19 protein-coding genes are annotated in these 23,607 nt (G+C 63.7%); 7 read left to right on the forward strand and 12 right to left on the reverse strand.

The window, feature by feature from the left end:
• Positions 1–86 precede the first annotated feature (86 nt).
• From CLV78_RS15800 to CLV78_RS15820, 5 genes are all read right to left on the reverse strand, one after another.
• The gene (locus CLV78_RS15800) at positions 87–1,184 is read right to left on the reverse strand and encodes a mandelate racemase/muconate lactonizing enzyme family protein (RefSeq protein WP_106205804.1); all 1,098 of its coding nucleotides are present in this window, start codon (positions 1,182–1,184) and stop codon (positions 87–89) included.
• Position 1,185: 1 nt separating this feature from the next.
• Positions 1,186–2,181 (reverse strand): ABC transporter permease, encoded by a 996-nt coding sequence (locus CLV78_RS15805; RefSeq protein WP_106205805.1) that lies wholly within the window; start codon positions 2,179–2,181, stop codon positions 1,186–1,188.
• Positions 2,182–2,186: 5 nt separating this feature from the next.
• Positions 2,187–3,143 (reverse strand): ABC transporter permease, encoded by a 957-nt coding sequence (locus CLV78_RS15810; RefSeq protein WP_211301005.1) that lies wholly within the window; start codon positions 3,141–3,143, stop codon positions 2,187–2,189.
• A gap of 44 nt (positions 3,144–3,187) precedes the next feature.
• Positions 3,188–4,735 carry a sugar ABC transporter ATP-binding protein gene (locus tag CLV78_RS15815; protein ID WP_245925108.1) on the reverse strand — a complete coding sequence of 516 codons (1,548 nt, stop codon included), beginning with the start codon at positions 4,733–4,735 and terminating at the stop codon, positions 3,188–3,190.
• Positions 4,736–4,796: 61 nt separating this feature from the next.
• Complete coding sequence (locus CLV78_RS15820) at positions 4,797–5,771, reverse strand: ABC transporter substrate-binding protein (protein ID WP_106205807.1); 975 nt, start codon at positions 5,769–5,771, stop codon at positions 4,797–4,799.
• A 175-nt stretch (positions 5,772–5,946) separates the two neighbouring features.
• On the opposite strand from CLV78_RS15820, the gene CLV78_RS15825 reads away from it, so the two are divergent.
• Positions 5,947–7,059, forward strand: a complete 1,113-nt coding sequence (locus tag CLV78_RS15825; RefSeq protein WP_245925109.1) for a LacI family DNA-binding transcriptional regulator — start codon at positions 5,947–5,949, stop codon at positions 7,057–7,059.
• A 9-nt stretch (positions 7,060–7,068) separates the two neighbouring features.
• Here CLV78_RS15825 and CLV78_RS15830 read toward each other — a convergent pair whose 3' ends face one another.
• On the reverse strand, positions 7,069–8,535 hold the full coding sequence (locus tag CLV78_RS15830; protein WP_245925110.1) for an aldehyde dehydrogenase family protein: 1,467 nt from the start codon (positions 8,533–8,535) through the stop codon (positions 7,069–7,071).
• A 175-nt stretch (positions 8,536–8,710) separates the two neighbouring features.
• On the opposite strand from CLV78_RS15830, the gene CLV78_RS15835 reads away from it, so the two are divergent.
• The 5 genes from CLV78_RS15835 (at position 8,711) to CLV78_RS15855 (ending at position 14,402) form a co-directional block, all read left to right on the forward strand.
• Positions 8,711–9,445 (forward strand): FCD domain-containing protein, encoded by a 735-nt coding sequence (locus CLV78_RS15835; protein WP_106205808.1) that lies wholly within the window; start codon positions 8,711–8,713, stop codon positions 9,443–9,445.
• 23 nt (positions 9,446–9,468) lie between these two features.
• Positions 9,469–11,088 (forward strand): GMC family oxidoreductase, encoded by a 1,620-nt coding sequence (locus CLV78_RS15840; protein WP_106205809.1) that lies wholly within the window; start codon positions 9,469–9,471, stop codon positions 11,086–11,088.
• Positions 11,089–11,507: 419 nt separating this feature from the next.
• The gene (locus CLV78_RS15845) at positions 11,508–12,497 is read left to right on the forward strand and encodes a sialic acid TRAP transporter substrate-binding protein SiaP (protein ID WP_245925112.1); all 990 of its coding nucleotides are present in this window, start codon (positions 11,508–11,510) and stop codon (positions 12,495–12,497) included.
• A 59-nt stretch (positions 12,498–12,556) separates the two neighbouring features.
• The gene (locus CLV78_RS15850; protein ID WP_106205810.1) at positions 12,557–13,111 is read left to right on the forward strand and encodes a TRAP transporter small permease; all 555 of its coding nucleotides are present in this window, start codon (positions 12,557–12,559) and stop codon (positions 13,109–13,111) included.
• A 13-nt stretch (positions 13,112–13,124) separates the two neighbouring features.
• Positions 13,125–14,402, forward strand: coding sequence for a TRAP transporter large permease (locus CLV78_RS15855; RefSeq protein WP_106205812.1), 1,278 nt, complete (start codon positions 13,125–13,127; stop codon positions 14,400–14,402).
• A gap of 607 nt (positions 14,403–15,009) precedes the next feature.
• Here the strand turns inward: CLV78_RS15855 and CLV78_RS15860 are convergent.
• The 4 genes from CLV78_RS15860 to CLV78_RS15875 all read right to left on the reverse strand — a co-directional run bounded on the left by CLV78_RS15860 (position 15,010) and on the right by CLV78_RS15875 (position 18,210).
• Positions 15,010–16,203, reverse strand: coding sequence for an alpha-D-ribose 1-methylphosphonate 5-triphosphate diphosphatase (locus CLV78_RS15860; protein WP_106205814.1), 1,194 nt, complete (start codon positions 16,201–16,203; stop codon positions 15,010–15,012).
• A 136-nt stretch (positions 16,204–16,339) separates the two neighbouring features.
• Positions 16,340–16,804 carry a phosphonate metabolism protein/1,5-bisphosphokinase (PRPP-forming) PhnN gene (locus CLV78_RS15865; RefSeq protein WP_106205816.1) on the reverse strand — a complete coding sequence of 155 codons (465 nt, stop codon included), beginning with the start codon at positions 16,802–16,804 and terminating at the stop codon, positions 16,340–16,342.
• Entirely contained in the window at positions 16,801–16,992 is a 192-nt protein-coding gene (locus CLV78_RS15870; protein WP_106205818.1) for a hypothetical protein, read from the reverse strand. Before CLV78_RS15870 ends, CLV78_RS15865 begins: the two co-directional genes overlap by 4 nt.
• 237 nt (positions 16,993–17,229) lie before the next feature.
• Positions 17,230–18,210, reverse strand: a complete 981-nt coding sequence (locus CLV78_RS15875) for a carbon-phosphorus lyase complex subunit PhnI (protein ID WP_245925113.1) — start codon at positions 18,208–18,210, stop codon at positions 17,230–17,232.
• A gap of 432 nt (positions 18,211–18,642) precedes the next feature.
• Between CLV78_RS15875 and phnF the strand changes: the two genes are divergently transcribed.
• Positions 18,643–19,380, forward strand: a complete 738-nt coding sequence (gene phnF / locus CLV78_RS15880) for a phosphonate metabolism transcriptional regulator PhnF (RefSeq protein ID WP_106205820.1) — start codon at positions 18,643–18,645, stop codon at positions 19,378–19,380.
• A gap of 269 nt (positions 19,381–19,649) precedes the next feature.
• Here phnF and CLV78_RS15885 read toward each other — a convergent pair whose 3' ends face one another.
• Positions 19,650–22,004: a putative inorganic carbon transporter subunit DabA gene (locus tag CLV78_RS15885; RefSeq protein WP_106205822.1), complete on the reverse strand. Its 2,355-nt coding sequence runs from the start codon at positions 22,002–22,004 to the stop codon at positions 19,650–19,652.
• Position 22,005: 1 nt separating this feature from the next.
• Positions 22,006–23,595, reverse strand: coding sequence for a proton-conducting transporter transmembrane domain-containing protein (locus tag CLV78_RS15890; RefSeq protein ID WP_211301006.1), 1,590 nt, complete (start codon positions 23,593–23,595; stop codon positions 22,006–22,008).
• Positions 23,596–23,607 lie beyond the last annotated feature (12 nt).

The following is a 23,607-nucleotide window of genomic DNA, read 5'->3' on the forward strand; positions in this document are numbered from 1 at the left end:
CCGGGAGCCTCAGCCGCGATCTCCGTAACCTCGAACGTCTTCTCGCCACGATAATAGGCCGCCAAAATCGACATCGTTCTTTCCTTTCAGGCCGCCTTGTCCGCAGCGGCGTCGAGTTTGTCCCAATCGAAGGTCACGCCGATGCCGGGCGCATCCGGGGCAACCGCGAGGCTGTCCTCCAATACAACGGGGCGCGTGGTGTAGCGGTCGATCGGAAACGAGTGCAGTTCGACCCAGCCGGCATTGGGCTGCGCCGAGACCAGTGAAATGTGAAGTTCCTGCATGCCGTGACTGCACACCGGCACGTCATGCTGACGCGACAGCTCCGCCACTTGCAGCCAGCCGGTGACGCCCCCGCAATTGCTTGCATCGGGCTGCACGAAGGAGAGGGCCGCCTGATCGAAAGCGTATTCGAACTCGTGGATCGTGTGCAGGTTCTCGCCCATTGCCAGCGGCATGCCGGTTTCGCGGGCGATCCTGCCAAAGCCCTTGTAGTCGTCGGGGATGGTCGGCTCTTCGAACCAGAGCAGGTTGAACGGCTTGAACGCATTGGCCGCCTCGATGGCCTGATCGACGCTCATGGAGTAATTGGCATCGACCATGAAGGTGATGTCCGGCCCGATGAGGTCCCGGACGGCGGCGATGCGTTCCACGTCCTCGGCCAACGTCGGCTGGCCGATCTTGATCTTCACACCGTTGGCGCCCTTGTCCAGATACCCGCGGATCGAGTCGAGCAGCTTGGGCAAGGGGAAGTTCAGGTCGATGCCGCCAAAATAGCAGTTGCATCGGTTGGACGCCCCGCCCGCCATTTGCCAAAGCGGTTTGCCCGCGCGCTTGCAGCGTGCATCCCACAGCGCGATATCGACGGCAGAGATCGCGAAGGACGCGATCCCGCCGCGCGCCACGTAGTGGACGTGCCATTGCATCGCCTCGTAGAGCGCCTCGACATCCGCCCCTTCGCGCCCGAGCAGGAAGGGTTTGAGGTCGTGTTCGATCATGGCGAGGATCGACCAGCCGCCCTTGCCACCGGTATAGGTGTAGCCGGTGCCCTCCGAGCCGTCGTCGAAACCGATGGTCACGGTGATCAGTTCGAAGTGGAAATGGTCCCCGTGCCTGGCGTCCGTCAGCACCTCGTCCAGAGGGACGGCGAACCGCTGCGTGTGCAGCGTCGTTATCTTTGCCATGTCAGGCTCCTTGTTTCGCCCCGACGCGCGAGACGCGCGACTGCAGGAGAATGACAACGAAGAGGAAGAGGCCGCGAATGACCATCTGCCAATAGGCAGAGAAGGAGATCACGCCACGTCCGTTTTCGAAGTTGAGAATATTGAACACGAGGCCAAGCAGAAGCGCGCCCGCAACCGTCGCCGGTACCGAGCCGAGGCCGCCTGTCAGCAGCGTGCCGCCAACCACGACCGAGGCAATGGCCGAGAGCTCCCAGCCGACGCCTTCCAGCGGTTGGCCCGCGCCGAAGCCCGAAGCGAGGATCACACCCGCGAGCCCGGCGCAGCCGCCCGACAGAATGTAGACGAAGGCCTTTGCACGGTTGACGGGCAGGCCCATCATCTTGGTCGCATCCTCGCCGCCGCCGATGGCTTCGACAGTGCGCCCGATGGAGGTCTTTTCCAGCACGATCCAAAGCGCCACGGCAAGAATGGCCACGACGATGATCGACCACGGAAGGATACCGCCGACATTGTTCATCCCGAACTTGGTGAAATTCGACGTCCAGTCGACAGAAATCGTCTGTCGGCCCGAGATCACCAGTGCTCCGCCCTTGGCGCCAAGCATGGTGGCCAGCGTGGCGATGAAGGGCGGAATTCGCATGGCAATGACGAAGAACGCATTGAGCGCCCCGATTGCCATGCCCGCCAGAATGCCACCGGGAAGCGCCACCTGGATGCCGTAGGGTGACAGGTAGGCGACGCAGACCGAGGTGAAGGCCACCACCGATCCGACCGAGAGGTCGATACCGCCGGTCATGATGACGAAGCACATGCCGAGCGCGATCGCGATGAACATGGAGTTGTAGTTGAGGAAGGAGGAGATGTTGTAGGCGCCTGCGAAATTGTCGTAGCGCAGCGCGCCGAAGACAATCATCACCACCAGGGCAATCCACACGCCCATGGACTGGCCATTGCCCTGGATGTACTTGCGAAGGTCGAAAGTGTTCTGGTCGAGCATATCGTTCACTCCTTCCGGCCTTGCTGGACGTAGACGGCGAGCACGATGATGCCGGCCTTGGCAATCAGCGCCACCTCGTCGGCCACGCCGTTGGCAAGCAGGGTATATTTCACGAGCTGGATGATGACCGCGCCGAGTACGGCGCCGAAGATGGGCGCCTTGCCGCCCATCAGCAGCGTGCCGCCCACCACGGCGGAGGCGATGGCGTCAAGCTCCATGAGGTTGCCGATCCGTGCGGCGTCGGAGGCGGAGTTGATCGCCACGACGATCAGCCCGGCGATGCCCGAAAGCCCCGCCGAGATCACGTAGACGCCTGTCTTGACCCGGCGCACCGGCGTCCCCGTCAATCGCGCGGCGTTTTCGTTGCCGCCGACGGCGAGGATGCGGCGGCCATACATCGTGCGATTGACGATGTACCAGAAGACGATCGCGATCAGGAGGACAAGCCACCCCTGGAACGGCAGACCGAGGATCTTTCCGGTTCCGAGATAGGAGAACCCGGGATGGGTGAAGGTTTGCAGGTTGCCGTTGGTGAGCACCTGCGCAATCCCACGCCCCGAGATGAAGAAGATCAGCGTCGCGATGATCGGCTGCACACCTAGGTAGGCGACGAGGACCCCGTTGAAGAGCCCGCAGAGCAAGGCCACCAGGATCGGCACGATGATCGACGCCGCGAGGCCGAGCGTCGGATAGGCCTGGGCGAAGTCGCTGAGGAAAATCAGCGGCGCGAGCGCCCCCGCCACAGCCATGACCGCCCCGACCGACAGGTCGATGCCCGCGGTGGCGATGACAAGCGTCATGCCGACCGCAACGATGGCGATGGTCGCAACCTGCGAGATGTTCACGAACAGCGTCTGCATTTGCAGGAAGTTCGGCGTGATCGCGATATTGATGAGCAGCAGCACCGCCAGCGCGATCAGCCCCCCATGCTTGGTGAGTGTCTTAGCGTCGAAGCCAGCCATGGCAGGGTTCCTGCTCTTGCCCCGTGGGGTCTGCGAAATGTCGGTCATGCTGCCGCCCCGTCTTGGGTTCCGTCGGGCGATGCGTCATGCGACTGGGCGATGGCACCGATGAGGCTCTCTTCGGTGATCCCTGGATTGTGAAGCTCGCTGACGGACTTGCCGTCCTGAAGCACGATGATCCTGTCCGCGCCTTCGACCAGTTCCTCGAATTCCGAGGAGATCAGCAAGACACCGACGCCCTTCTCGACATATTCCTGAATGATCGACTGGATCTCGAATTTCGCGCCCACATCCACGCCGCGGGTGGGCTCGTCGAGGATCAGCAGGTCGGGCTCCAGCGCCAGCCAGCGCGCCAGCAGAACCTTCTGCTGGTTGCCGCCCGACAACTCGCGGATCGGCTGTTCGATGGAGGCGAGCTTGATGCCGAGCGCCTCGACGAACTTCTTGACGATTTCCTCTTCCTTGGCCCGGTCAATGGCGCCATTGCGCACCAGCCGGGGCATCAACGCGAGCGTCATGTTCTCGCGCACCGACATTTCCGGCACGATCCCTTCGGCCTTCCGGTCTTCGGTGAGGAAACCGATGCCGCTGCGGATCGCTTCGGCCGGATCCTTGAAGCCGGCCGGGTTGGCATGCGTCGCCACCGCGCCGCCGCGCAGCTTGTCCATGGCAAAGATCGCCCGCGCCGCTTCCGTGCGGCCCGAGCCGAGCAACCCGCCCAACCCCACGATCTCGCCCTTGTGGATGGACACGGAGACGTCGCGCAGGTTGCGGTCGGTGTGAAGGTTCGTGGCTTCCAGCAACAACTCGCCGCGTTCATGCGTGCCGCCACCGAGATCGGTCATGCCGGCGGCCGATATCTCTTCGGGGTCGCGCCCCAGCATGTCCGCGATCAACCCGAGCTTGGTGCTCTCTGCGATCTCGCGCACGGCGACGGTCTGGCCGTCGCGCATGATCGTGGCGCGGTCGCAGATGTGGAACAACTCGTCGAGGAAATGCGAGATGTAGATGACCGACACACCCTTGGCCTTCAGCCCGCGAACCACGCCGAACAGCGTTTCCACCTCGCGGTCATCCAGCGAGGACGTCGGCTCGTCCATGATCACCAGCCGGGAGTTGAGCGACACGGCACGGGCGATGGCGGTCAGTTGCTGGATGGCCGTGGAAAAACTGCCCAAAGGCTGCGTCACGTCGATGTCGATGCCAAAATCGGAGAGGATCTCCCGTGTGCGCCGGTGCGCCGCCTTCCAGTCGATCAGGCCAAGCTTGGTGCGCGGCTCGTACCCCATGATGACGTTTTCCGTCACCGAGCGGAGCGGCACGAGGCTCAACTCCTGGTAGATTGTCGCGATGCCGTTGTCCTGCGCTTCCCGCGGGGACAGCGCATTCCAGGGGGCATCTTCAAAGGTGATATCCCCGGAATCCTTGCGATAAACGCCAGTCAGGATCTTGATCAGGGTGGATTTTCCAGCGCCGTTCTGCCCGATGACGGCATGAACTTCGCCCGGGGCGATCTCAAGTTCTGCGGATGTGAGAGCTGCGACGCCCGCAAAGGACTTGTTGATGCCCTGCATTCTCAGGAGCGGTTGCATCAGAGGCCTTTCGCCAAAATGCGCGAGGGGCCGCCCGAAGGCAGCCCCCCGGCGGGGAGGATCAGTACGCCTCGTCGATGTGATCGGCGGCGTTCTCGGCGGTGAAGATACGGTCTTCGACCTTCACCCATGGCGGGATCTCTTCGCCAGCGGCGTATTTCTTCATCACCTCGCAGGCGAGCGGCCCGAAGAACGGCGAGGATTCCACCGTCACGCCCATCTTGCCGTCGATGATCGCCTGAAGCGCGTCGCGGGTACCGTCGATGGAAACAACCATCACGTCCTCACCCGGCTTGCGGCCGGCAAGCTCAAGCGCCTGGATCGCGCCGATGGCCATCTCGTCATTATGTGCATAGACGATGTTCACGTCCGGATGCGCCTGCAACAGTGTCTCCATGACCTGACGGCCAAGGTCACGGGCGAAATCACCGGTCTGCGAGGCGACGATCTCGAAGCGGTCATCCTGAAGGATGCGATCATCGAAGCCGGACTTGCGATCGTTCGCGGGCGAGGAACCGGTGGTGCCTTCCAGCTCGACGATGATGCCCTTGTCGCCCTCGAAGTTCTCGATCACCCATTCGGCGACGCGCTTGCCTTGATCGACGAAATCGGAACCAAGGAACGACACGTAATGCTCGCCCGCCTTGGCGACGTTCGGGTCAACCGAACGGTCGACGAGGAAGGTTGGGATACCGGCAGCCTGGGCCTTCATCACTGCGGGGATGAGCGGCTTTTCTTCGCGCGGCGGCAGGAAGAGCACATCGATTCCCTGCGCGATCATCGAGTCGACATCGGCAACCTGCTTCGCGGCGGAGCCGGCGGCGTCGGTTGCGATCAGATCCCAGTTGCAGCTCTCGGCGGTGTCATGGAACGACTTGGTTTCCGCGATCCGCCAGGGGTTGTTCGATTCCATCTGGCTGAAGCCGACCTTGTAGCGTTCTTTCTGCTCAAGCGGCGGCGGCTCGGCCATGGCCGACATGGTCGTCAGTCCCAGACCAAAAGCGATGGCCGTCCCCATCAAAATCCGACGTTTCATTGTAGTCTCCTCCTTGGTTTTGCGGCATCGGTTCGTGTCTTGCCGCGTCTTTGTTCTTCTCTAGCAGCGCTTGGACCTATGCCTTGTGGCATCCAAAGCTAATGATCATTAGCTGTCAACTAATGATTATTAGTTTCCGCTTGATTTCGCCTCCAATCGGCCCGATACAGACGGAATGGGAAAGAAAACGAAGACGACGGAACACTCCGACCCATCCGGTGTGGGCAACGTTGCGGGGCAACGGCGCGTGACGATGCAGGACGTCGCCCGAGTCGCGGGGTGTTCGCAGTCCACGGTCTCGTTCGCTCTGAACAACAACACCTCGGTCAAGATTTCCGAGCGGACGCGGCAACGCGTGCTTCAGGTTGCGAACGAACTTGGCTATCGGATCCCACCGCTTCCGGCGCTGGAGGACAGCCGCGCGCCGGGAGATGGCGCCATCGCCTTTGTGATCGACAAGATCTCGACCAGCCCGGAGGGCGTTGTCATGCTCGACGGCATCCGGCAGGTCGCGCGAACACTGGGGTCTGTCGTGATCGCTTCGGAAACCGACAATGACGCCGCGCTTGAGCCGCAGGCCCTCCAAATGCTGCTGGACATGAAAGTGCGGGCCATCATCTACGCCTGCATCTTCACGCGCCAGGTGGAACTGCCGACGATTCTGAAGAACACTGCCGTTCCGGTCGTGCTGCTCAACTGCTACGAACACGGCGGAACCCTGCCCTCCGTGGTGCCGGGCGAGATCGCCGGCGGCCATCGCGCCACCGCGCTCCTCACCGGCGCCGGACATCAGCGCATCGGGACGATCACCGGCGAAATCTTCATGGAAGCGGCGCGCGACAGGTTGCAAGGCTACCGAAACGCGCTCGCAACCGCCGACATCCCCTATGCGCCCGAACTGGTTGTCGAGGGCGACTGGTCGACCTCCGCCGGCTATCGGGGCACGCAGCGATTGCTGGGTCTGGACAAACCGCCGACCGCCATCTTCTGCCAGAACGACCGCATGGCCACCGGTTGCTACGAGGCGCTCAAGGAAACCGGACTGCGCATCCCCGAAGACATTTCGGTCGTCGGCTATGACGACGAAGAAGTTGCCCGGCACCTTTCGCCACCGCTGACCTCGCTGGTCCTGCCGAGTCGTGCGATGGGACGCTGGGCGGTCGAGCAATTGCTGAGCGAGCCGGCCGGCACACCGCAACGTCAAGGACTGGTGAAACTGGAATGCAGCCTTGTGGAACGCGCCTCCGTGGCGCCTCCGTCCGCTACGTCGATTTCCACACGCACCTGACATCCTGCCTCAGCCCCAGTTCAGATAGGTGGTCTGCTTGCGCAGGTACCCATCGAACCCGTATTTGCCGTCTTCCCCGCCAAGCCCGGATTCCTTCCAGCCGGTGTGGAACCCCTGCACCTGCTCACCATTGGCCCGGTTGAGATAGATCTCGCCGAATTTCATCGCGTATGGCGTGCGGGCAATGCGTCGGAAATCGCGCGTGAAAACGTAGGCCGAGAGGCCATAGGCGCTGTCATTGGCGAGTGTCGCCGCCTCCTCGAAGCTCGACACGGTCAGGGCGGGCACGACCGGGCCGAACACCTCGTTCTGCACCAGGGTCGAGGCGTTGTCCTTTACCCGCAGCACGGTCGGGGAATACCAGTAGCCCTTGTCGTAGGCGCCCTCGCTGAGCGGTCCGCCCGGAAGCAGCACCTCGGCGCCCTCGCCCTCTGCCGCGCCGACCATCTCGGCGATCTTGTCGACCTCGACCCGGCTCACCTTGGGGCCCATGTCCGGGTCTCCCATCGGGTCGCCGATGCTGAGCGCCTTCGACTTCGCCACGAACTTGTCGAGGAACTCCGCAGCGATCGCCTCGTGCAGGTACATCCGCTCGTTGCAGGTGCAAATCTGGCCGCAGTTGGTATAGCGCGCGACGACAGCCGCCTCGACGGCCTTGTCGATATCGGCGTCCTCCATGACGATGAAGGGCGCCTTGCCGCCCAACTCCAACCGCACCACTTTCATGGTCTCGGCGCCGGTGCGATAGATCTGCTTGCCGGCGCGCGTCGAGCCAGTCATCGTCACGAGGTCGGAGAGCGGGCTTTCGACCATCGCCTGACCCACCACGGCGCCGCGGCCCGTGACGACATTCACAACACCTCTGGGAATTCCGGCCTTCTCGGCGAGAGCACAGATGAACATTCCCGAAAGCGGGGTGATCTCGTGGGCCAGCAGCACGAAGGTATTGCCAGTGACCAGCGCCGGGCCAAGCTTGCGGGCACAGAGCGCCGCCGGGTAATTCCAGGCCGTCAATGCCAGGACCACCCCATGGGGATGACGGCGGATCTGCACCTCTTCATCGGGATTGTCCGAGGCGACGATATCACCCTCGATCTGGCGAGCGCGGCCTGCGGCGTGGCGCAGGAACATCGACACGGCACCAACCTCGCCCCGGGCCTGCCCGATCGGCTTGCCCTGTTCGAGCGTTATGATCCGGGCGAGTTCCTCCGCGCGGGCCTCGACCTCCCGCGCAAGCGCGAAAACGGCCTCGCCGCGCTTCACGGCCGGAAGCGCCGCCCAGGCCGGTTGCGCCCGTTGTGCGGCTTCAAGAGCTGCGATCGCATCTTCGGCGGTGGCGTCCGGAATGGTCGCAATGACCTCCTCGTTCGCCGGGTTGTCGACCTCGATCAGACCACCGCTTCCGGAAACCCACTCCCCGTCAACCAGCATCCTTGCGCGCAGGACCTCTCCCCGTTCCAGGGTGAACCCTTCCATGTTGCGGCTCCTTGGTCAGACCAAACTTTCCGGAACCATACGCAGGGCGCTGACGATCAGTCAAGGATTTCCGCGACAAACAGAATTTCCCCTGTATTATTGAGCGAAAGCAGTTGATACATCAGTCCCGGGTCGATACGACTTGAAGTATCATCATACCAAAGGGGCTCAAGCCGTGAACCAAGCGAGTCGCCCGCAATCCGTTGACACCGCCCCCGCGACCGGGCGGGCCTCTGACGCCATCGTCAGCCAGATCCAGCAGCGAATCCTCTCTGGCGAGCTGGCGCACAACTCTCCCCTGCCCTCGGAACGCGACCTCATGGAGCAGTTCTCCGCCAGCCGGACCGTGATCCGCGAAGCGGTCGCGGCGCTGGCCAGCCGTGGCTTTCTCGAGGCCAAGCCACGCTATCGTCCAATCGTCCGCAAGCCGGGCTACGACACGGCGCTGAACTCCGTCGGCTCCATCGTGGAACTCATGCTGCGACAGGAAGACGGTGTCAGATCGCTCTTTCAGGCCCGCGTGTTTGTAGAACGGGGCCTGGTTCGCGACGCCGCCACATCCGCCACACGCGAGGACATTGCCGCACTCAAGGACGCGCTGGCTGCCAACGAACGGGCGATCCCGGAATCCGACGCGTTCTTCGCCACCGATGTCGCCTTTCACGGTGTGCTCTACCGCATCCCGCAGAATCCACTCTTTCCAACGCTGCACGCCGCCTATGCGTCATGGCTGGCGCCGCACTGGTGCCAGATGCTGCGCTCCCCGGAGCGCAATCAGGTCAATTTCGCCAGCCACCAGGCTATCTACACGGCCATCCTCGAACGCGACCCAGATGCCGCAGAGGAGGCGCTGGTCACCCACCTGGACACCGCATGGAACCACGTGCGGGAGACATTCGGCCTCGACTGAGCGCCGAACCGGAGGAGAACGACATGGAAAGCTTTGATCACATCGTCGTCGGAGGCGGGGCGTCCGGATGCGTCGTCGCCGCCCGACTGGCGGAGGCAGGACACCGCACATTGCTACTGGAAGCGGGCCACTCACACCATCACCCCCTGCTCGACATGCCGCCGGGGATCTTCAAGCTTATCAACGGGTCGAAATACATGGTCCAGCACCAGGCGGTGCCACAGGCGCAGCTTGGCGGCCGCCAGCCCTATATCCCGCAGGGCAATGTGCTGGGCGGTGGATCGACGGTAAACGGGCAGGTCTACATGCGTGGCCGCCCGTCGGATTATGATCGTTGGGACGCGATTCTGCAGGGATCGCAGGACTACGTGCCCTGGGATTTCGAAACCTGCCTGCCGGTCTTCACCGGCATGGAGGACAACAACCGCCTGCTCAATCGATACCATGGCACCGGCGGACCGCTCAAAGTCTCCGATCCGGGTCATATCGAACCCGCCTCCCGCTGGTGGGTGCAGGCGGTGCAGGCGATGGGCGAGCCTTTCAACACCGATTTCTGCGGCGAGAGCCAGCGGGGAGCTGGCTACTATCAGTTCATGAACCGCGACGGGAAACGCTCCTCGGCGGCCTATTCCCATGTCGAGCCGCTCAGGAACAACCCGAACCTGACCGTGAAGCTGCAATCCCCGGTGCACCGCGTGGTTGTCGAGAAAGGTCGCGCGGTTGGCGTGACCTACGCAGACAAGAGCGGCGTGGTACAGGAAGTGCGCGCCGAGGGCGAAGTGATCGTGACCGCCGGCGCGTTGGTCACGCCCAAGATCCTGCTGCTTTCGGGCATTGGCGCTGCGGACCACCTGAACGAGGTCGGCGTCGACGTCGTGCATGATCTGCCGGGCGTCGGCGCAACGCTCATCGACCATGCCGAAGTGCCCATCACAGCCTATTTCAACGGGCGCCATGGCTACCACAAGCAGGGCGAAGGCTGGCGGATGCTGCTCAACGGCCTGCAATTCATGCTCTTCGGAACCGGCCGTGTCTGCTCCACCGGCGTGGAATGCGGCGCGTTCGTCAACCCGATCGACCGCGAGGCGGAACCGACCATCCAGACCTTCTGCGTCAACATGGTCTATATCGACCGGGACGCCCAGGACCTGGTCGAGAACCGGCCCGGCGTGACCGTCGCGACCTCGGTGATCCAACCCAAATCGAAGGGCTGGCTGCGGCTTGCCTCGAGCGACCCGAAAGACATGCCACTGGTGAACCCCAACATGCTGAGCCATGAAGACGACATGACGATGATGGTCGAGGGCCAGAAGTTCTTCTGCGAGGTCTTCAACCAGGACCCCCTGCGCTCGCGGATCAAGGAAGTGGTGCTACCGAGCCCGGAGACGTTGAAGTCGGATGCCGCGATTGCCGAACACTGCCGGCGATTTGCCAAGACCGGCTATCACCCCTGCTGCACCGCCCCGATGGGCCATGACAACGACCCCCTGGCCGTTCTCGACCCCCGGCTTCGGGTGCGCGGCATCGAGGGCCTGCGGGTCTGCGACATGTCGGCCACGCCCTACATCACCGCCGGCAACACCAACGCCCCGGCGATGATGATCGCAGATCGCTGCGCCGACATGATTCTCGGCAATATCTGACGGACAGGCGCTTCGCGCGACACAGACGATTCCGCATGCATCGCCCCGATGGAATTGTCGGGGGCAGGAGGTCGCACGATTTTCGCAATCCAATTTGGTTCTACCAAGAATAAGCGGATTCCTGATTTTCTCACGACCAAGGGCCATAATACCGCCGCTTTCCGCAAAAATTCTTGACTTTCGTCGCATACTTTGGGAAACCTGCGGAAGATGGTCATACCAAATGGGAGGGTGACACGCGAAAATCCGCACCGCGACATGCCTGGGAGGGTTGCGCGGTACAGCGAAGGGTTTGCCCGTCTTTCCTCCTCTCACCGGAATGGCTCCATCTCCTGAACCGACACGGCTCACAGTCCCGTCGCACCTGCCGCGGGCCGACTTTCCGGAGCATCAGCTCCGTCTCAAAGGGAGTAGAACAGTTGAAACTCGACAAACTCATCAAGGGCATCGCCGTATCGGCCATGGCCGTCGCCGCGGCCACCGTGGCCAATGCCGCCGAAACGCTGAAGTTCGCGCATGTCTACGAAGTGAACCACCCGCTTCACATCGGCGCCGAGCAGGTTGCCAAGGAGGTCGAGGAAAAGACCGAGGGCCGTGTGACGATCAAGGTTTTCCCCGCCTCGTCGCTCGGCAAGGAGCTTGAGCTTTCCGAAGGCCTCTCCCTCGGAACGGTCGACATCATCTACACCGGCATCGGTTTCGTCTCCGCGTTCTATGCCCCGATCGGCATGGCCGACTACCCGTTCACGATGCGTGGTATGGAGCACTGGCGTGCCTATCGCGACAGCGAACTGTTCAAGGAGCAGTCGGCAAAGCTGTCCGAGAACATGAACGGCAACGTCGTCGCGGCGCTCAGCTACTACGGCTCGCGTCACGTGACCTCAAACAAGCCGATCCTGACGCCCGCCGACATGGAGGGTTTGAAGATCCGCGTGCCGAACGCACCGGCCTACCTGATGTTCCCGCAGGCCACTGGCGCCAACCCGACCCCGATGGCCTTCTCCGAGGTCTACCTTGCATTGCAACAGGGCGTCGTGGACGCGCAGGAAAACCCGCTCACCACGATCCAGGCCAAGAAGTTCTACGAAGTTCAGTCGAACATCAACCTGACCAGCCACATCATGAACTCGACCCTGACACTGGTCTCCAAGATGAAGCTCGACAAGCTGTCCGAAGGCGACCGCGAGATCCTGCTTCAGGCGCTCAAGGACAATGCCGACTTCGTGACCGACACGATCGAAAAGGCTGAAGGCGAACTCGCCGGCTGGTTCGAGGAACAGGGCATCACCGTCAACGAGGTTGATCGCGGCCCGTTCATGGAAGCCGTGGCCCCCGCCCTGATGGGTGAAGGTCTGCCGTTCTCGAAGGAAGACTTCGAAGCCATGCAAGCCCTGCCCGGGAACAAGTAAATCCCGGCACATCCGCCCCCGGCACCTGCCGGGGGCGATTTCATCTGAAAGCAGGTTCCATGCAAGACACGCACGAGAATTCCCGCCCGGAGCTCGACCTGAGCGAGATGGACACCGCCAGCGAAGATATCTCGGATGTCTCCTGGCTCGATGTCCCCGTCCTGGTCATCTTTGTCGTCCTGATCCTGATCGTCGCGACGCAGTTCTTCACCCGATACGTGCTCAACAATTCGCTCGGCTGGACCGAGGAAATGGCGCGATACCTCCTTATCATGCTCGGTTTCGTGGGCTCGGTGACATGCGTCCGCAAGGGCTCGCACATCTACCTGGAATTCTTCTACCGCTACGTCCCGCGCGGCGTCATCAAGCCGATGGCCCTGCTGGTGGAGGTCATCACCGGCCTTTTCTTCGGCTATATCGGGTATCTCGGACTGGCAATGATCGAGCGCACCTCGGGGCAGAAAATGATCACCGTGCCATGGCCCAAGGCCATCATCTGGTACGTCGTCATGGCCGCCTGCGCGATGATGGTGCTCTACGTGATCCGCAATATCTACCGGCTCATCCAGACGGATGCCGACGAGGTTGCGCACAAGAAACTCGAAAACTTCTGAGGGCGGGCCCGAAATGGAACTCACCATCATGTTCGTCACCCTTGCGGTGATGCTTGTCATCGGCGTGCCGGTCGCGGTGTCTCTCGGCCTCGCATCGCTGATCTACGTGCTCATGTCCGACCTGCCCGACGTGGTGGTCTTTCACAACATGACCAACGGGATCAACTCCTTCCCGCTGCTGGCAATTCCCTTCTTCATTCTTGCTGGCCACCTGATGAACACGGCCGGCATTACCACCAAGATCTTCAGCTTTGCCCGCGCGCTCGTCGGCTGGCTTCCCGGTGGCCTCGGGCATGTGAATGTCGGCGCCTCGGTGCTCTTTGCGGGCATGTCCGGCGCGGCCGTGGCCGATGCCGGCGGGCTTGGCAATGTCGAGATCAAGGCGATGCGCGATGCGGGCTACGACACCGACTTCTCGGTGGGTGTGACGGCCGCGTCCTCCACCATCGGCCCGATCATCCCGCCATCGCTGCCACTGGTGATCTATGGCGTGATGGCCTCGGTCTCGATCGGCGAATTGTTTGCCGCCGGCCTTGTGCCCGGGTTGCTGATGGCACTGTCGCTGATGATAATGGTTGCCTGGTACGCACGGAGGCGGAACTACCCCAAGGACGACCGGTTCGAGCTTTGCCGCCTCTGGCAGACTTTCAAACAGGCCTTCCTGCCGCTTCTGACGCCGGGCATCATCATCGGCGGCATCGTCACCGGTGCCTTCACCCCGACAGAGGCCGCCGTGGCCGCCGTGTTCTACGCGCTGTTTCTTGGACTCTTCGTCTACCGCTCGCTGTCGTTGCGCCACCTGATCCGCGTGTCCATCGACACGATCGAGACGACCGCCGCTATCCTGATGATCGTGGCCGCCGCCGCCATCTTCGCCTGGATCCTGACGGCCAATCAGGTTGCCGCCATCTTGGGCGACGCATTGCTGGGCGTGACCACCAACAAGGAAATGGTGCTGCTGATCATGATGGTCATGGTGCTGTTGATCGGGCTGTTCATGGAGACCATCGCGGCGATCACCATCCTCGTGCCGGTGTTGCTGCCCATCGCGGCGCAGGTTGGCATCGACCCGGTACACCTCGGCATCATCGTCATCCTGAACCTGATGATCGGCTTGCTGACCCCACCCATCGGTATGGTCCTCTATGTGCTGGCCGAGGTCTCTGGCGTCAGCTTCGAGAAATGCGTGAAGGCAACGATGCCGTTCCTGGTGCCGCTGATCACCGTGTTGATGCTCATCGTGTTCTTCCCGAAACTGGCGCTGTTCCTGCCGGAACTTTTCTACCGCTAGGCCAGAGACAGGCGAAAAAGCGACCTGCGGGGCAAACGCCTCCGCAGGTCACCATCCACCTTCGGAAAGACGCACGATCCGGGAACGCTTGGCAGGGCCACCTGACACGAGCCCCTGACGCCCAAATAGCCACGCCTTCCAACGTATTTGGACGAAGATGCCCACCTTGTCGGCCCACGCCACACAAGCGCGGCCACAGGCCCTGCAGGGAGAGCCCGTCTCCTCCCGGCGCATCGTCTGTTTTTTTCAATCCACAAGCGGAAAGCAGGCATCCCCGCTCCCCTGACAGCCGCAACCGACATGGCGGGCGCCCAGTCTCTGCATTGCGGCCCGGACCTCCCCGACGACCTTTGGCTCCCGGATGCCGCGACAGGTCATCTCCGCGCTTTCCGGATCTCAAGATGATGGAAAGGTGGGCCAGTCACGGCCCCAAAAAGACGTCCGCGTTTCTGGCAAAGGTCGTTTCTGCGTGAGGCGCGGCGAGAACAGCGGGGATGGTCGACACCTCCATCCACCCAAGGCGGCATCTTCGATCTGCCATCGTCGCCGAACAGGATAAGCGAAGCGATCCGGGCTCAGCCACATCGCCAATTGCCAATGCGCGGCATCAACCGACCTGGACCCCACCTCGCCATACAGTGCGCACCACGGGCGTATCGCCCAGCGGGTGCACACGGACCAGATCCGCGACGCATCCCACCTCGATACGACCCCGATCAGGCAGTTTCGCCGCCGACGCAGGGGTTGAGGTGACCGTATGCACCGCCTTCGGCAGATTGCTCCAGAGCCGGGACAGGTGCCATGTGGCGGCAATCAGCAGCGAGGGAGCGTAGTCCGACGACACGATATCGAGGAGGTCCGCTTCCGCCAGATCCCGGGCCGAGACATTGCCGGAATGAGACTGGCCCCGGACGAGGTTCGGTGCGCCCATGATGATCCGGATTCCCGCGTCGCGACAAGCTTGCGCCGCCTCCAGAGTTGTCGGGAACTCCGCCAGGTCAATCCCCATATCTCTTGAGTACCGGACCTGATCGCGGGTGGTGTCGTCGTGACTGGCAAGGGTCGCCCCAAGACGCCGCGCCTCGGACACCGTGGCCGCCTCGTGGTCTGCTCCGAACCGCTCCCGGCGCTCGACCTGCTCCTTGACATGGGTGTCGAATTCGGACCGGCCCATCCCGTATTTGCCCTCCAGATACACCCGAAGCTTCGCGAGGTCGCGGAACTGCCGCTGACCCGGCGTGTGGTCCATCATGCTGACCAGACCGACGCGGTCTTCCGGGCCGAACTCGGCCAGTTCATCGACCAGCGTGTCCGAACAGATCTCGGCCCGCAGGTGGATCATGTGACGGACCCGGAACACCCCCGCGGCGTTCAGCTCCAGCAGTTCGCTGGCGACAGCGCGGGCGTATTTTCGATAGTTCGAATCCGCCTTGACCACCGACCCCAATCGCAACGCGTCGAAAACGGTCGTGATCCCGCAGGATGCCATTTCGCCATCATGCGCAAGAATGGCGCTGATATGTGGCATCTCGACCTTCGGGCGTGGCTGGATATGCCGTTCAAGGTTGTCGGTATGCAGTTCGACGAGCCCCGGGATCAGGATATCGCCCGCCGCGTCGATGGCTCCCGCCGGAACGGCATCGCCCTCCGACACGTCGACAATCCGGTCGCCCTGAACGTGAACCGCCCCGGGCATCACGCGATCTTCCAGAACGATGCGCGCATTCGCGATGCAAAGCTCGCCCTGCTCCGGGTGGGGGCTGTCATTCCTTCGGGGCGCGGCGGCAAAGGGAGAGTTCATGTCAGTGTCCCATGTTGTCATCTTGCTGTGCCGTTGGCCGGCGAATGGGTCAAGGGCACCAACGGTGCCTTCAGGTGCAGAACGTCGAGGATCCGCAGGACGGTACCGTGCACTGGTCCGTCGTTCGAGACGGTGATCACCTTGATGTCGTCCCAAGGTGCAACGATGCTGCACGCAAATCGTCGTCCGATCGCTGCCGCATCCACCCGCCCCCCGCAATGAGCCGACGCGCAAGGAGCCGTGGCGAGACCGTGAGATGCAGCACGACCAGTTCGGGAACGGTGCAGGCGGCCAGTCCGAGCGCGTTTCTGGAAAGGTTGACGAGCATCATTGAACCCATCGCCACTCTCAGCCGCACATCGCCCGGGATGCCATAGTGCAACCCATGGGCTCGCCAAGTCAGGCAGAACGCACCGGCGGCCTCGCGGCGCTCAAACTTGGGCAGACTGACGGATCCGAAATCCTCACCGCCCAGCTTCGGGACGCCGGTGATCACCCGCCACACGAGGGCAAGGTCTGGGACAGCCTCCGACAGGGCCCGCATCACGGAGTCCTTGCCGACACCGGAGGGCCCGACAACTCCGATGAGCCGACCGCTCATGCCGCCATGCCCGGCGCGAAGGCGGAGATCTCAACTCCACGGTCCGCAACCCGATCCCGCATGGCCTCATCGTGGGAAATACCCATGACTTCGCCGGGCCAGAGCGAGAGGCTGACGTCCCCGCCGCGGATTTGGTGGCCATTCCGCCGCCCGACCTTCCGAACATCGAGACGTAGCGTCACGGTCATTCATTTGCCTCCCTGGTTGGGCCGCCGCGCGCCCACTCTGCCCGGCGGCGCTCGCAATAGTCGGTGTCGCAGCATACAAACAACTGCCCGCCCGAGTCATCACCTCGTCGAGGCAGATGCCCTCCGCGCCAAAGCTCCCGAATCGATGGCGCCGGATCGTCCGCCTCGCCTGTTCGTCCACAGAAGTAGAATTGCCACTCTGTCCGGTCATTCTGCGCCCTCCGGTGCCGGAACCGCTTAGCGGTGCTGCTTGCGGAATAGTTTAGGCTCCAGTTTGAAATCGACGTAGTGGGGCGGCGTGATAGGTTCGAGGATCCCCGCCGCCTCGAAGTTGCCGGAACGGCAAAGGCTACTCTCGGCATCTTGGGCGAACGCGCCGAGGTTGGCCTCCGCCAAGCCCTTCCATCGCAACGCCCAATCCATCCACGTGCCCGGGATCGCCGTGCGCTCGCATAGCCCGATGACGAGGCCATCGCCGCGCGCGACCTGCGGCGGCTCGGTCATAGCGCCCGCAAAATGTTTGACCGTCTCGCATTCGGTGACAGTGAATTCACCTATCTCGTTGGCAAGGCTCACTTCGGGGATCTCCGTTGCGACTGCGACCTTGCCGATCCTGAGTTCGCCCATGACGGCATGGCTGCGCGCACGTCCACGTTGCGTGGAACAGGCCAGATCAAGTTTGCTCCCCGCGTCCAGCGCCTTGTCGGCGTGCGGTCCAAGCGGCGCGCGGGTCAGGCTCGCCGGGGCAGCGCGCTCCTCCTCCGCCGAGCCCATCATGCCTCCGCGGTCCGGGAACACGGTGGCATGTGAGACCAAGCCTGCCGCCTTAACCTCAAGTCTCGCTGCCATTGGAACTCCGCCTTCGGCCGCCAGTCTGAAACCTGGACTCCGGTGCGTGCCGTCGAATGGCCGCCCGGGAGCCTGCCCGCCGGGAAAAACTTTGCAGGTTGCCGAAATCCGCCATGCGCAGTGCATCCGCGACGTACCTAACGGCTCGGAACAGCCAGAACGCTGTGGGGTCGTGAGATAGGCGTAGATCGGGAGTTCCGCCTCGATCAGGTCGCCGCGAGCCCGCTTGATGGCAAGTGCCTCCAGATCCGGATCATGGAGCGAACCTTCGGCAATGCCCCGGTTGATTGCCCGCGTGGGCTGTTCGCGGGTCTGCCCTACCGAAAGCCGGGCATGAGCATTGTCGACAGCGCGTTTGCTGCAATTCACCTAAATACTCATCATCCGTTCCGAGTCGAACGGGGAAGCCTGGCGCACCGGTCGCTTTCCATGAAGATGAAGTCGAACCCGAGCGGATGCAGTGCGTGACTGGCATCGCACAGGGTGAGCCGCGCCACTCCGGCGGCGACCGAATGTGGCGCGGGTAGCGGTGATCTCGCTCAGGTTGGATGGCGATCCCTTGCCACCGATCTGGCTGCGGAGCACCGCGGGTCCGTCCACCGGCCGGTGCGGCCAGCCAATCGGCACCGGTGCCCCTGCCGCGCCGAGCGGGGTCGCGACGTGCACGACTGAGTGTCTCGCCAACAAACACACCCACTCGTTGCGTGCTTCAGCTACCCGGCTCACTATACAACTCCACCCGCCTCTATACAACTAGACAGATCATAGGGGAATCGCTCCCGGAAGGCTTTTAAAATCTTGATGCCCCGCTCCGCGAATGTGCTAACACCGCTTTGGAAGTCGATCGCCGCAACGTTGCGGTCGGCAATCGCCGACGGGCAATATCCCGAGGGCAGCCGGCTTCCGACCGAGGCAGACCTGGCGGCGCGGTTCGGGGTCAACCGTCACACCGTCCGCCATGCGCTCGCGACGCTGATAGAGGACGGGCTGGTGCACAGCCGTCGTGGTTCGGGCACCTTCGTGCTGTCGAAACCGCTGGACTATCCGCTCAGTGAGCGGGTCCGCTTCCACCGGAACCTGCGCGATGCCGGGCGCCTCCCCGGCCGCGAGATCCTCGCAATCGAGGTTCGAACGGCCACGGAGGCAGAGGCACGGCGGCTCAGCATGACACCGGGGGACGAGATCTGCGTGGCACATACGCTGTCTTTCGCAGACCACACGCCGATCGCACTGGCCGAAAGCCACTTCCCCGAGGCTCGCCACCCTGGCTTCGCGGATGCACTGCGCAGCTCACGAAGCGTCACCGATGCCTTGGCCACCGTTGGCGTTGCCGACTACCTGCGGACGGAAACACGGCTCTCCGCCACGATTGCCAACGCGACGCAGGCGTCTCATCTTCGGTTGCCCGAAGGCGCACCGCTGCTGCTGACGGAATCCCGAAGTGAATCCGATGGGGTGCCAGTGGAGTGGGGCCAAACCTGGTTTGCCAGTGACCGCGTCACGCTGACATTTGATTTCCAGCGCGATCAACTACCCTAGAGTTCGAAAGGGCCTGCGTGGGCAGACACCGGAGTTCAACGACGCCTGCTTGAAGCCCGGTGTCGTTTCTGACCCTCCGGCATGGCGGTTTGCCCCGCCGGAGTGGTGGCGACCGGACGAAAGTGCTGTTCAAGCCAGCACCCGAAGTCCGGCGCCCGATGCCCATTTGGTCTTTCCACCGGCCCACGGCTGGGCCCGGGCATCGTCGTGGCCGACAACGCCCGGACCAGCAATTGCCTGCGACGAGACCGAAGGCCTCGGACAGCCCGTCAGTGGGCGCCCAGATCCGCCTTTGTGCGGGCGGCAACGGCCAGCGCCTGAATCGGGCGCAGGTCGATCCAACCAGCTTTCTGCATCCCCTTGATTGCAGGACTTTTTTCGAGCGCGGCTTCCAGTGTCGCAGCCGGAGCCGCGATCCGAACCGAAAGGCGCACTGGCTCATGAATGGCGCGATCCCCAAGAATTGTGCTCTGGACCGACGGGCCGCCGCGCAGCGCGCCGGAGGTGCCCTCCAGGATACCGAAGCCGCCAGCCACGTTGTGCAGCAGCTTGTTGCCACTGCCGAAGGCCTGCGGAGTCACGGTCGCACCGTAGTACTGGAGGTTGATCCAGGCCGCGACACACACTGGGCCACCAAGGATCTGCGCCAGCCAACTGCCATCAGGGTCCTGCGCTGCATCGTAGTCGTGCAGGAACGCCTTGCCTCCAAGGTTCCGGCCGATGGTCGCCGATCGCGGTGCGGCGACGAACCAGCTGCACCCGGCAAGGCCCCATTCAACGCGGGTCTGCGCCCAGTCCATGCCGCGCCGAAGCAGGTCCTCCGGGTCCGGCTGCCCGGGCAGCGCGCGTGCCCGCTCTGTGCGCACAGCGTCGCCTGCCCGCGCGAGCGAGACTTCAAGCTGCTTCACGGACGGCCTGTACCGCTCGCCGAAGTAGTCCTTGTTGAAGATGGTCACCCGGTCGGCGGCCGTGTCGTGGACTGCTGCCCGGAACACGGTCTCCGCCGGAATCTCGATCCCGCGGGCGACCAGCGACTTGCGCACGGGCGTTTCATTGAGCAGTTGCGCCAGCGCCCGCGCATTTGTTGCCCCGCTGTGCCCACCACAGGCACCGCACTGGAGCAGGCCCGCCTGGGCATCGTTCTTCACATGCGCTTCGTGGCCGACGAAAACGACCATCGGCGCGAAATCCTGCGTCAAACCCATCGTGCGAAGGGCGGCTTCGGCGGCATCCGCCGCTTCGGGGGCTGTTGCTGCGAATGCCAGTTTCGGGGCCGGTCCATGGGCCTCCTCGGGCGGCAATGGCTCGGTGGATTCAGTGAACAACTTGCCGATGCGCAGTGGGCCAGCAGCCTCGACGAAGGCAAAGCTCGACACAGCCGCCCGCGAGAAGCGGGAGACGGCCCGCGCTGCCCGCCCGCGAATGCGCCGCAGCGCTTCATCTGCACGGACCTCGCGGGAATCGTGCTCAGGCTTGAGCAGAACGGGCGCGTGGCTATCGGATTCGTTGGACGCCGCAGGACGGTGTTTCAGGGTGAGGCCAAAGAACCCGGCGACACCATGGGTCCGGATGTCCGGTGCGGCCTCTTCGAGCACGCGCCGAAAGCGCTCAGAGCGGACGTCGATGCAGAACACCAGCTGTGCGGAGACTTCGGAGGCCGCGTCGACGGTCGTGTCGTCGGCCAGCAACCCGTCAAGCCGCCGCCCCGACGCAACCTCGGCCGCGCGCAGCAGGATCGCGTCGATCAGGTCGTCCGTGCCCGGCGTGACGGGCTGGCGATGCCTTTGGCAGGCCTCTCCCCATCTCTCGGCGACGGCTGTCCCAAGGTGCGCATAGAGCGCCTGTTCCCAGACCAGCCGGATAACCAGCAGTTCGCACAGGGTCGTATCACTGTCGCCTGACAGCTCTGCCTCCCAGGACAGATGGCGGGCATGCCCCGACCAGCCGCCAAGGTCCCAGAGCAACCGACGGAACACCGCCGGAGCCGTTGCCGCGTCGATCCCGAGCGCCTTGCAAGCCTCGCCCAGGGCGCGCCAGGGGTTGCGATCGGTTTGGCTGACCAGTTCCGCAAAGCCAGAGCAGCCGAGGATCTCCGGCGTGAGGTCATGCGTGGCCCAGTCCCGCCAGTCCGCCCAAGCGCTCGGACGAGGCGCCCTGCCCCACAGCGCCTGTCCCCGGTCAAAGAAGCTCTGGGCCCAGGCGCCGATACGCTCGGTCACGATCCCAGGCCAATCCCTGCCCGTGGCCGCCGCCGCCAGATCGGCAACGGTTGGGGTCGCCACCGGAGCGGGCCGTGCGTCGTCGAGGGCCGCGCGTACCGCTGACGGGGTCAACCCGGCCTCCGGCGCGGTTTCGGCGATGGCGCGCTCGATATCCGCTTCGGTGATCGAACCCCGTGCGACGCGTTGCGCATGGTGAGCGCGGTCCGGGAAGATGCGCAGACCGGCGGCGCGTTCCAACCGGGCGGCAACCAGGGCGATCGGCACGTCCGACTGGCCGTGGAAGGGATTGACCGCGACAGCCCGATCGAGCGGAAAGAGCGGCGCCATTTCGCGGGCTGCATCCTCTGCTGTTGCTGCAAAATCAACGACGTCCGGGGTGAAGTCCTCGTGATTGATGAACATCTCAGATCTCCTTGACGGGCTGCGGGGCGGTGGCGGTCGGGACGGGCGCGGTGGCCCATGATCCCACCAGCCGGTCGGTGAACGCGCTCAGGTAGAGGCCGTTGGCCAGGTGGATGCGCAATCCGCGTGCAGCCGGATGTGCCGACCAGACCGGCAACAGGGCCTGCACCACGGCCAATGTGCCAAAACTCACGAGCGTGAGCGTGATGAGCGCCCATTCCAGCGGTCCGGCAACCGGCGTAGGCGGCAGCGCGCCCTGCGTCACGGCATTGGCGACCCACTGGAACGTGAAATAGCCAGCGGCAAAGAGTGCAGAGGCACGCGCCGTCGTCACACCCAGCGCCCGCGGCGCCTCGTCGGCAAGGCCCTGCGCCACCAGGTAGGCAATGCCCGTGACCAGAATGGCGCCAAGCGCAACCGCCTGCGGCGATTTCTCGACAAGTCCGAGTGGCAGGCCCACCGCGACGTAGATCGCGAGTGCAATGCTCATTGCGCGGGCCACCGCCCGCCCGCCCGGGATGGCCACCGGGCCGAGACGACGGGCCGATTGCACGGCCTTGGCGGCATCGGCTGCGGTGAGGAAGGCATGCGACTTGTAGAGCGCGTGCGCGACAATGTGCAGAAGCGCAAGCGCGAAGAGCCCGAAGCCGCATTGGAGCACCATGAAGCCCATCTGAGAAACCGTCGACCATGCCAGCGCCGTCTTTGCGGCCGGTTGGGTCAGCATGACGATCGCACCGATCAACGCGGAGAAACCGCCGATCATCACCAGCGCAGCAAGAACGGCAGGCGCGCCCAGCAGGACGTCGGCGAACCGGATGAGGAGAAATCCGCCGGCATTGACGACACCGGCATGCAACAACGCGGACACCGGCGTCGGGGCTTCCATGACCTCGGTCAGCCAGCCATGTGCGGGCAGGAGCGCGGATTTCAGGATTGCTGCCGACGCGAGAAAGACCGTCGCGACGATGGCGGGAAGAGGCACCGTGCCGCTGCGCGCCGCATCCGTGATGGCGGCAATGTCCGAGGTGCCGTAGGCAAACACCAGCAGACCGGCCGCAGCAAGGAGCGCGGCGTCGGCACAGCGGGCGACGAGCCTCTTCTTCTGCGCGGCGCGACGGGCGCCGGGGCGCTCGGGATAGAACAGCAGCAACCGGTTCACGCCAAAGCCCGTCAACACCCAGCCGACAACCAGCTGCGCAAGATGCCCTGCGGACACAAGCAGCATGACACCGGCAAGCGTGACGCTCAGCCAGACGGTGAAGCGCGCCTCGCCGGGTTCGCCGTGCAGATGCGTGGCCGAGAACCGCAGGATGACCCAGGCCAACCCGCTTGTCAGCAGCATCATCACGACCGAGACGACGTCGAGCCGCACGGAAAGCCCCACCTCGCCGATCCCGAGCACCGGTGAGGTAACAGGACCTGTATAGGGAAGCGCCGCGGCGGCGATGGCGGACAGGCCAAATGCCAGCAATGCGCCGCGCTCCGGTCCACGCGGCGGACGTTTGGGAATACCGGTTTCAAGGGACCGTACTGCGCCAGCGGACAACACAGCCAGCGGGGCGAGCAGAAGCGTGAGGGCGGCAATCAAGGGTCGATCTCC

Source organism: Aliiruegeria haliotis, assembly GCF_003003255.1.
Lineage (GTDB): Bacteria > Pseudomonadota > Alphaproteobacteria > Rhodobacterales > Rhodobacteraceae > Tropicimonas > Tropicimonas haliotis.

Bases quoted from the DNA above. Each gene is read 5' to 3' on its own strand.
- CLV78_RS15800 (WP_106205804.1), bottom strand. From the start codon at position 1,184: ATGGCAAAGATAACGACGCTGCACACGCAGCGGTTCGCCGTCCCTCTG.
- CLV78_RS15805 (WP_106205805.1), bottom strand. From the start codon at position 2,181: ATGCTCGACCAGAACACTTTCGACCTTCGCAAGTACATCCAGGGCAAT.
- CLV78_RS15810 (WP_211301005.1), bottom strand. From the start codon at position 3,143: ATGGCTGGCTTCGACGCTAAGACACTCACCAAGCATGGGGGGCTGATC.
- CLV78_RS15815 (WP_245925108.1), bottom strand. From the start codon at position 4,735: ATGCAACCGCTCCTGAGAATGCAGGGCATCAACAAGTCCTTTGCGGGC.
- CLV78_RS15820 (WP_106205807.1), bottom strand. From the start codon at position 5,771: ATGAAACGTCGGATTTTGATGGGGACGGCCATCGCTTTTGGTCTGGGA.
- CLV78_RS15825 (WP_245925109.1), top strand. From the start codon at position 5,947: ATGGGAAAGAAAACGAAGACGACGGAACACTCCGACCCATCCGGTGTG.
- CLV78_RS15830 (WP_245925110.1), bottom strand. From the start codon at position 8,535: ATGGAAGGGTTCACCCTGGAACGGGGAGAGGTCCTGCGCGCAAGGATG.
- CLV78_RS15840 (WP_106205809.1), top strand. From the start codon at position 9,469: ATGGAAAGCTTTGATCACATCGTCGTCGGAGGCGGGGCGTCCGGATGC.
- CLV78_RS15850 (WP_106205810.1), top strand. From the start codon at position 12,557: ATGCAAGACACGCACGAGAATTCCCGCCCGGAGCTCGACCTGAGCGAG.
- CLV78_RS15855 (WP_106205812.1), top strand. From the start codon at position 13,125: ATGGAACTCACCATCATGTTCGTCACCCTTGCGGTGATGCTTGTCATC.
- CLV78_RS15860 (WP_106205814.1), bottom strand. From the start codon at position 16,203: ATGAACTCTCCCTTTGCCGCCGCGCCCCGAAGGAATGACAGCCCCCAC.
- CLV78_RS15865 (WP_106205816.1), bottom strand. From the start codon at position 16,804: ATGAGCGGTCGGCTCATCGGAGTTGTCGGGCCCTCCGGTGTCGGCAAG.
- CLV78_RS15870 (WP_106205818.1), bottom strand. From the start codon at position 16,992: ATGACCGTGACGCTACGTCTCGATGTTCGGAAGGTCGGGCGGCGGAAT.
- phnF (WP_106205820.1), top strand. From the start codon at position 18,643: ATGCCCCGCTCCGCGAATGTGCTAACACCGCTTTGGAAGTCGATCGCC.
- CLV78_RS15885 (WP_106205822.1), bottom strand. From the start codon at position 22,004: ATGTTCATCAATCACGAGGACTTCACCCCGGACGTCGTTGATTTTGCA.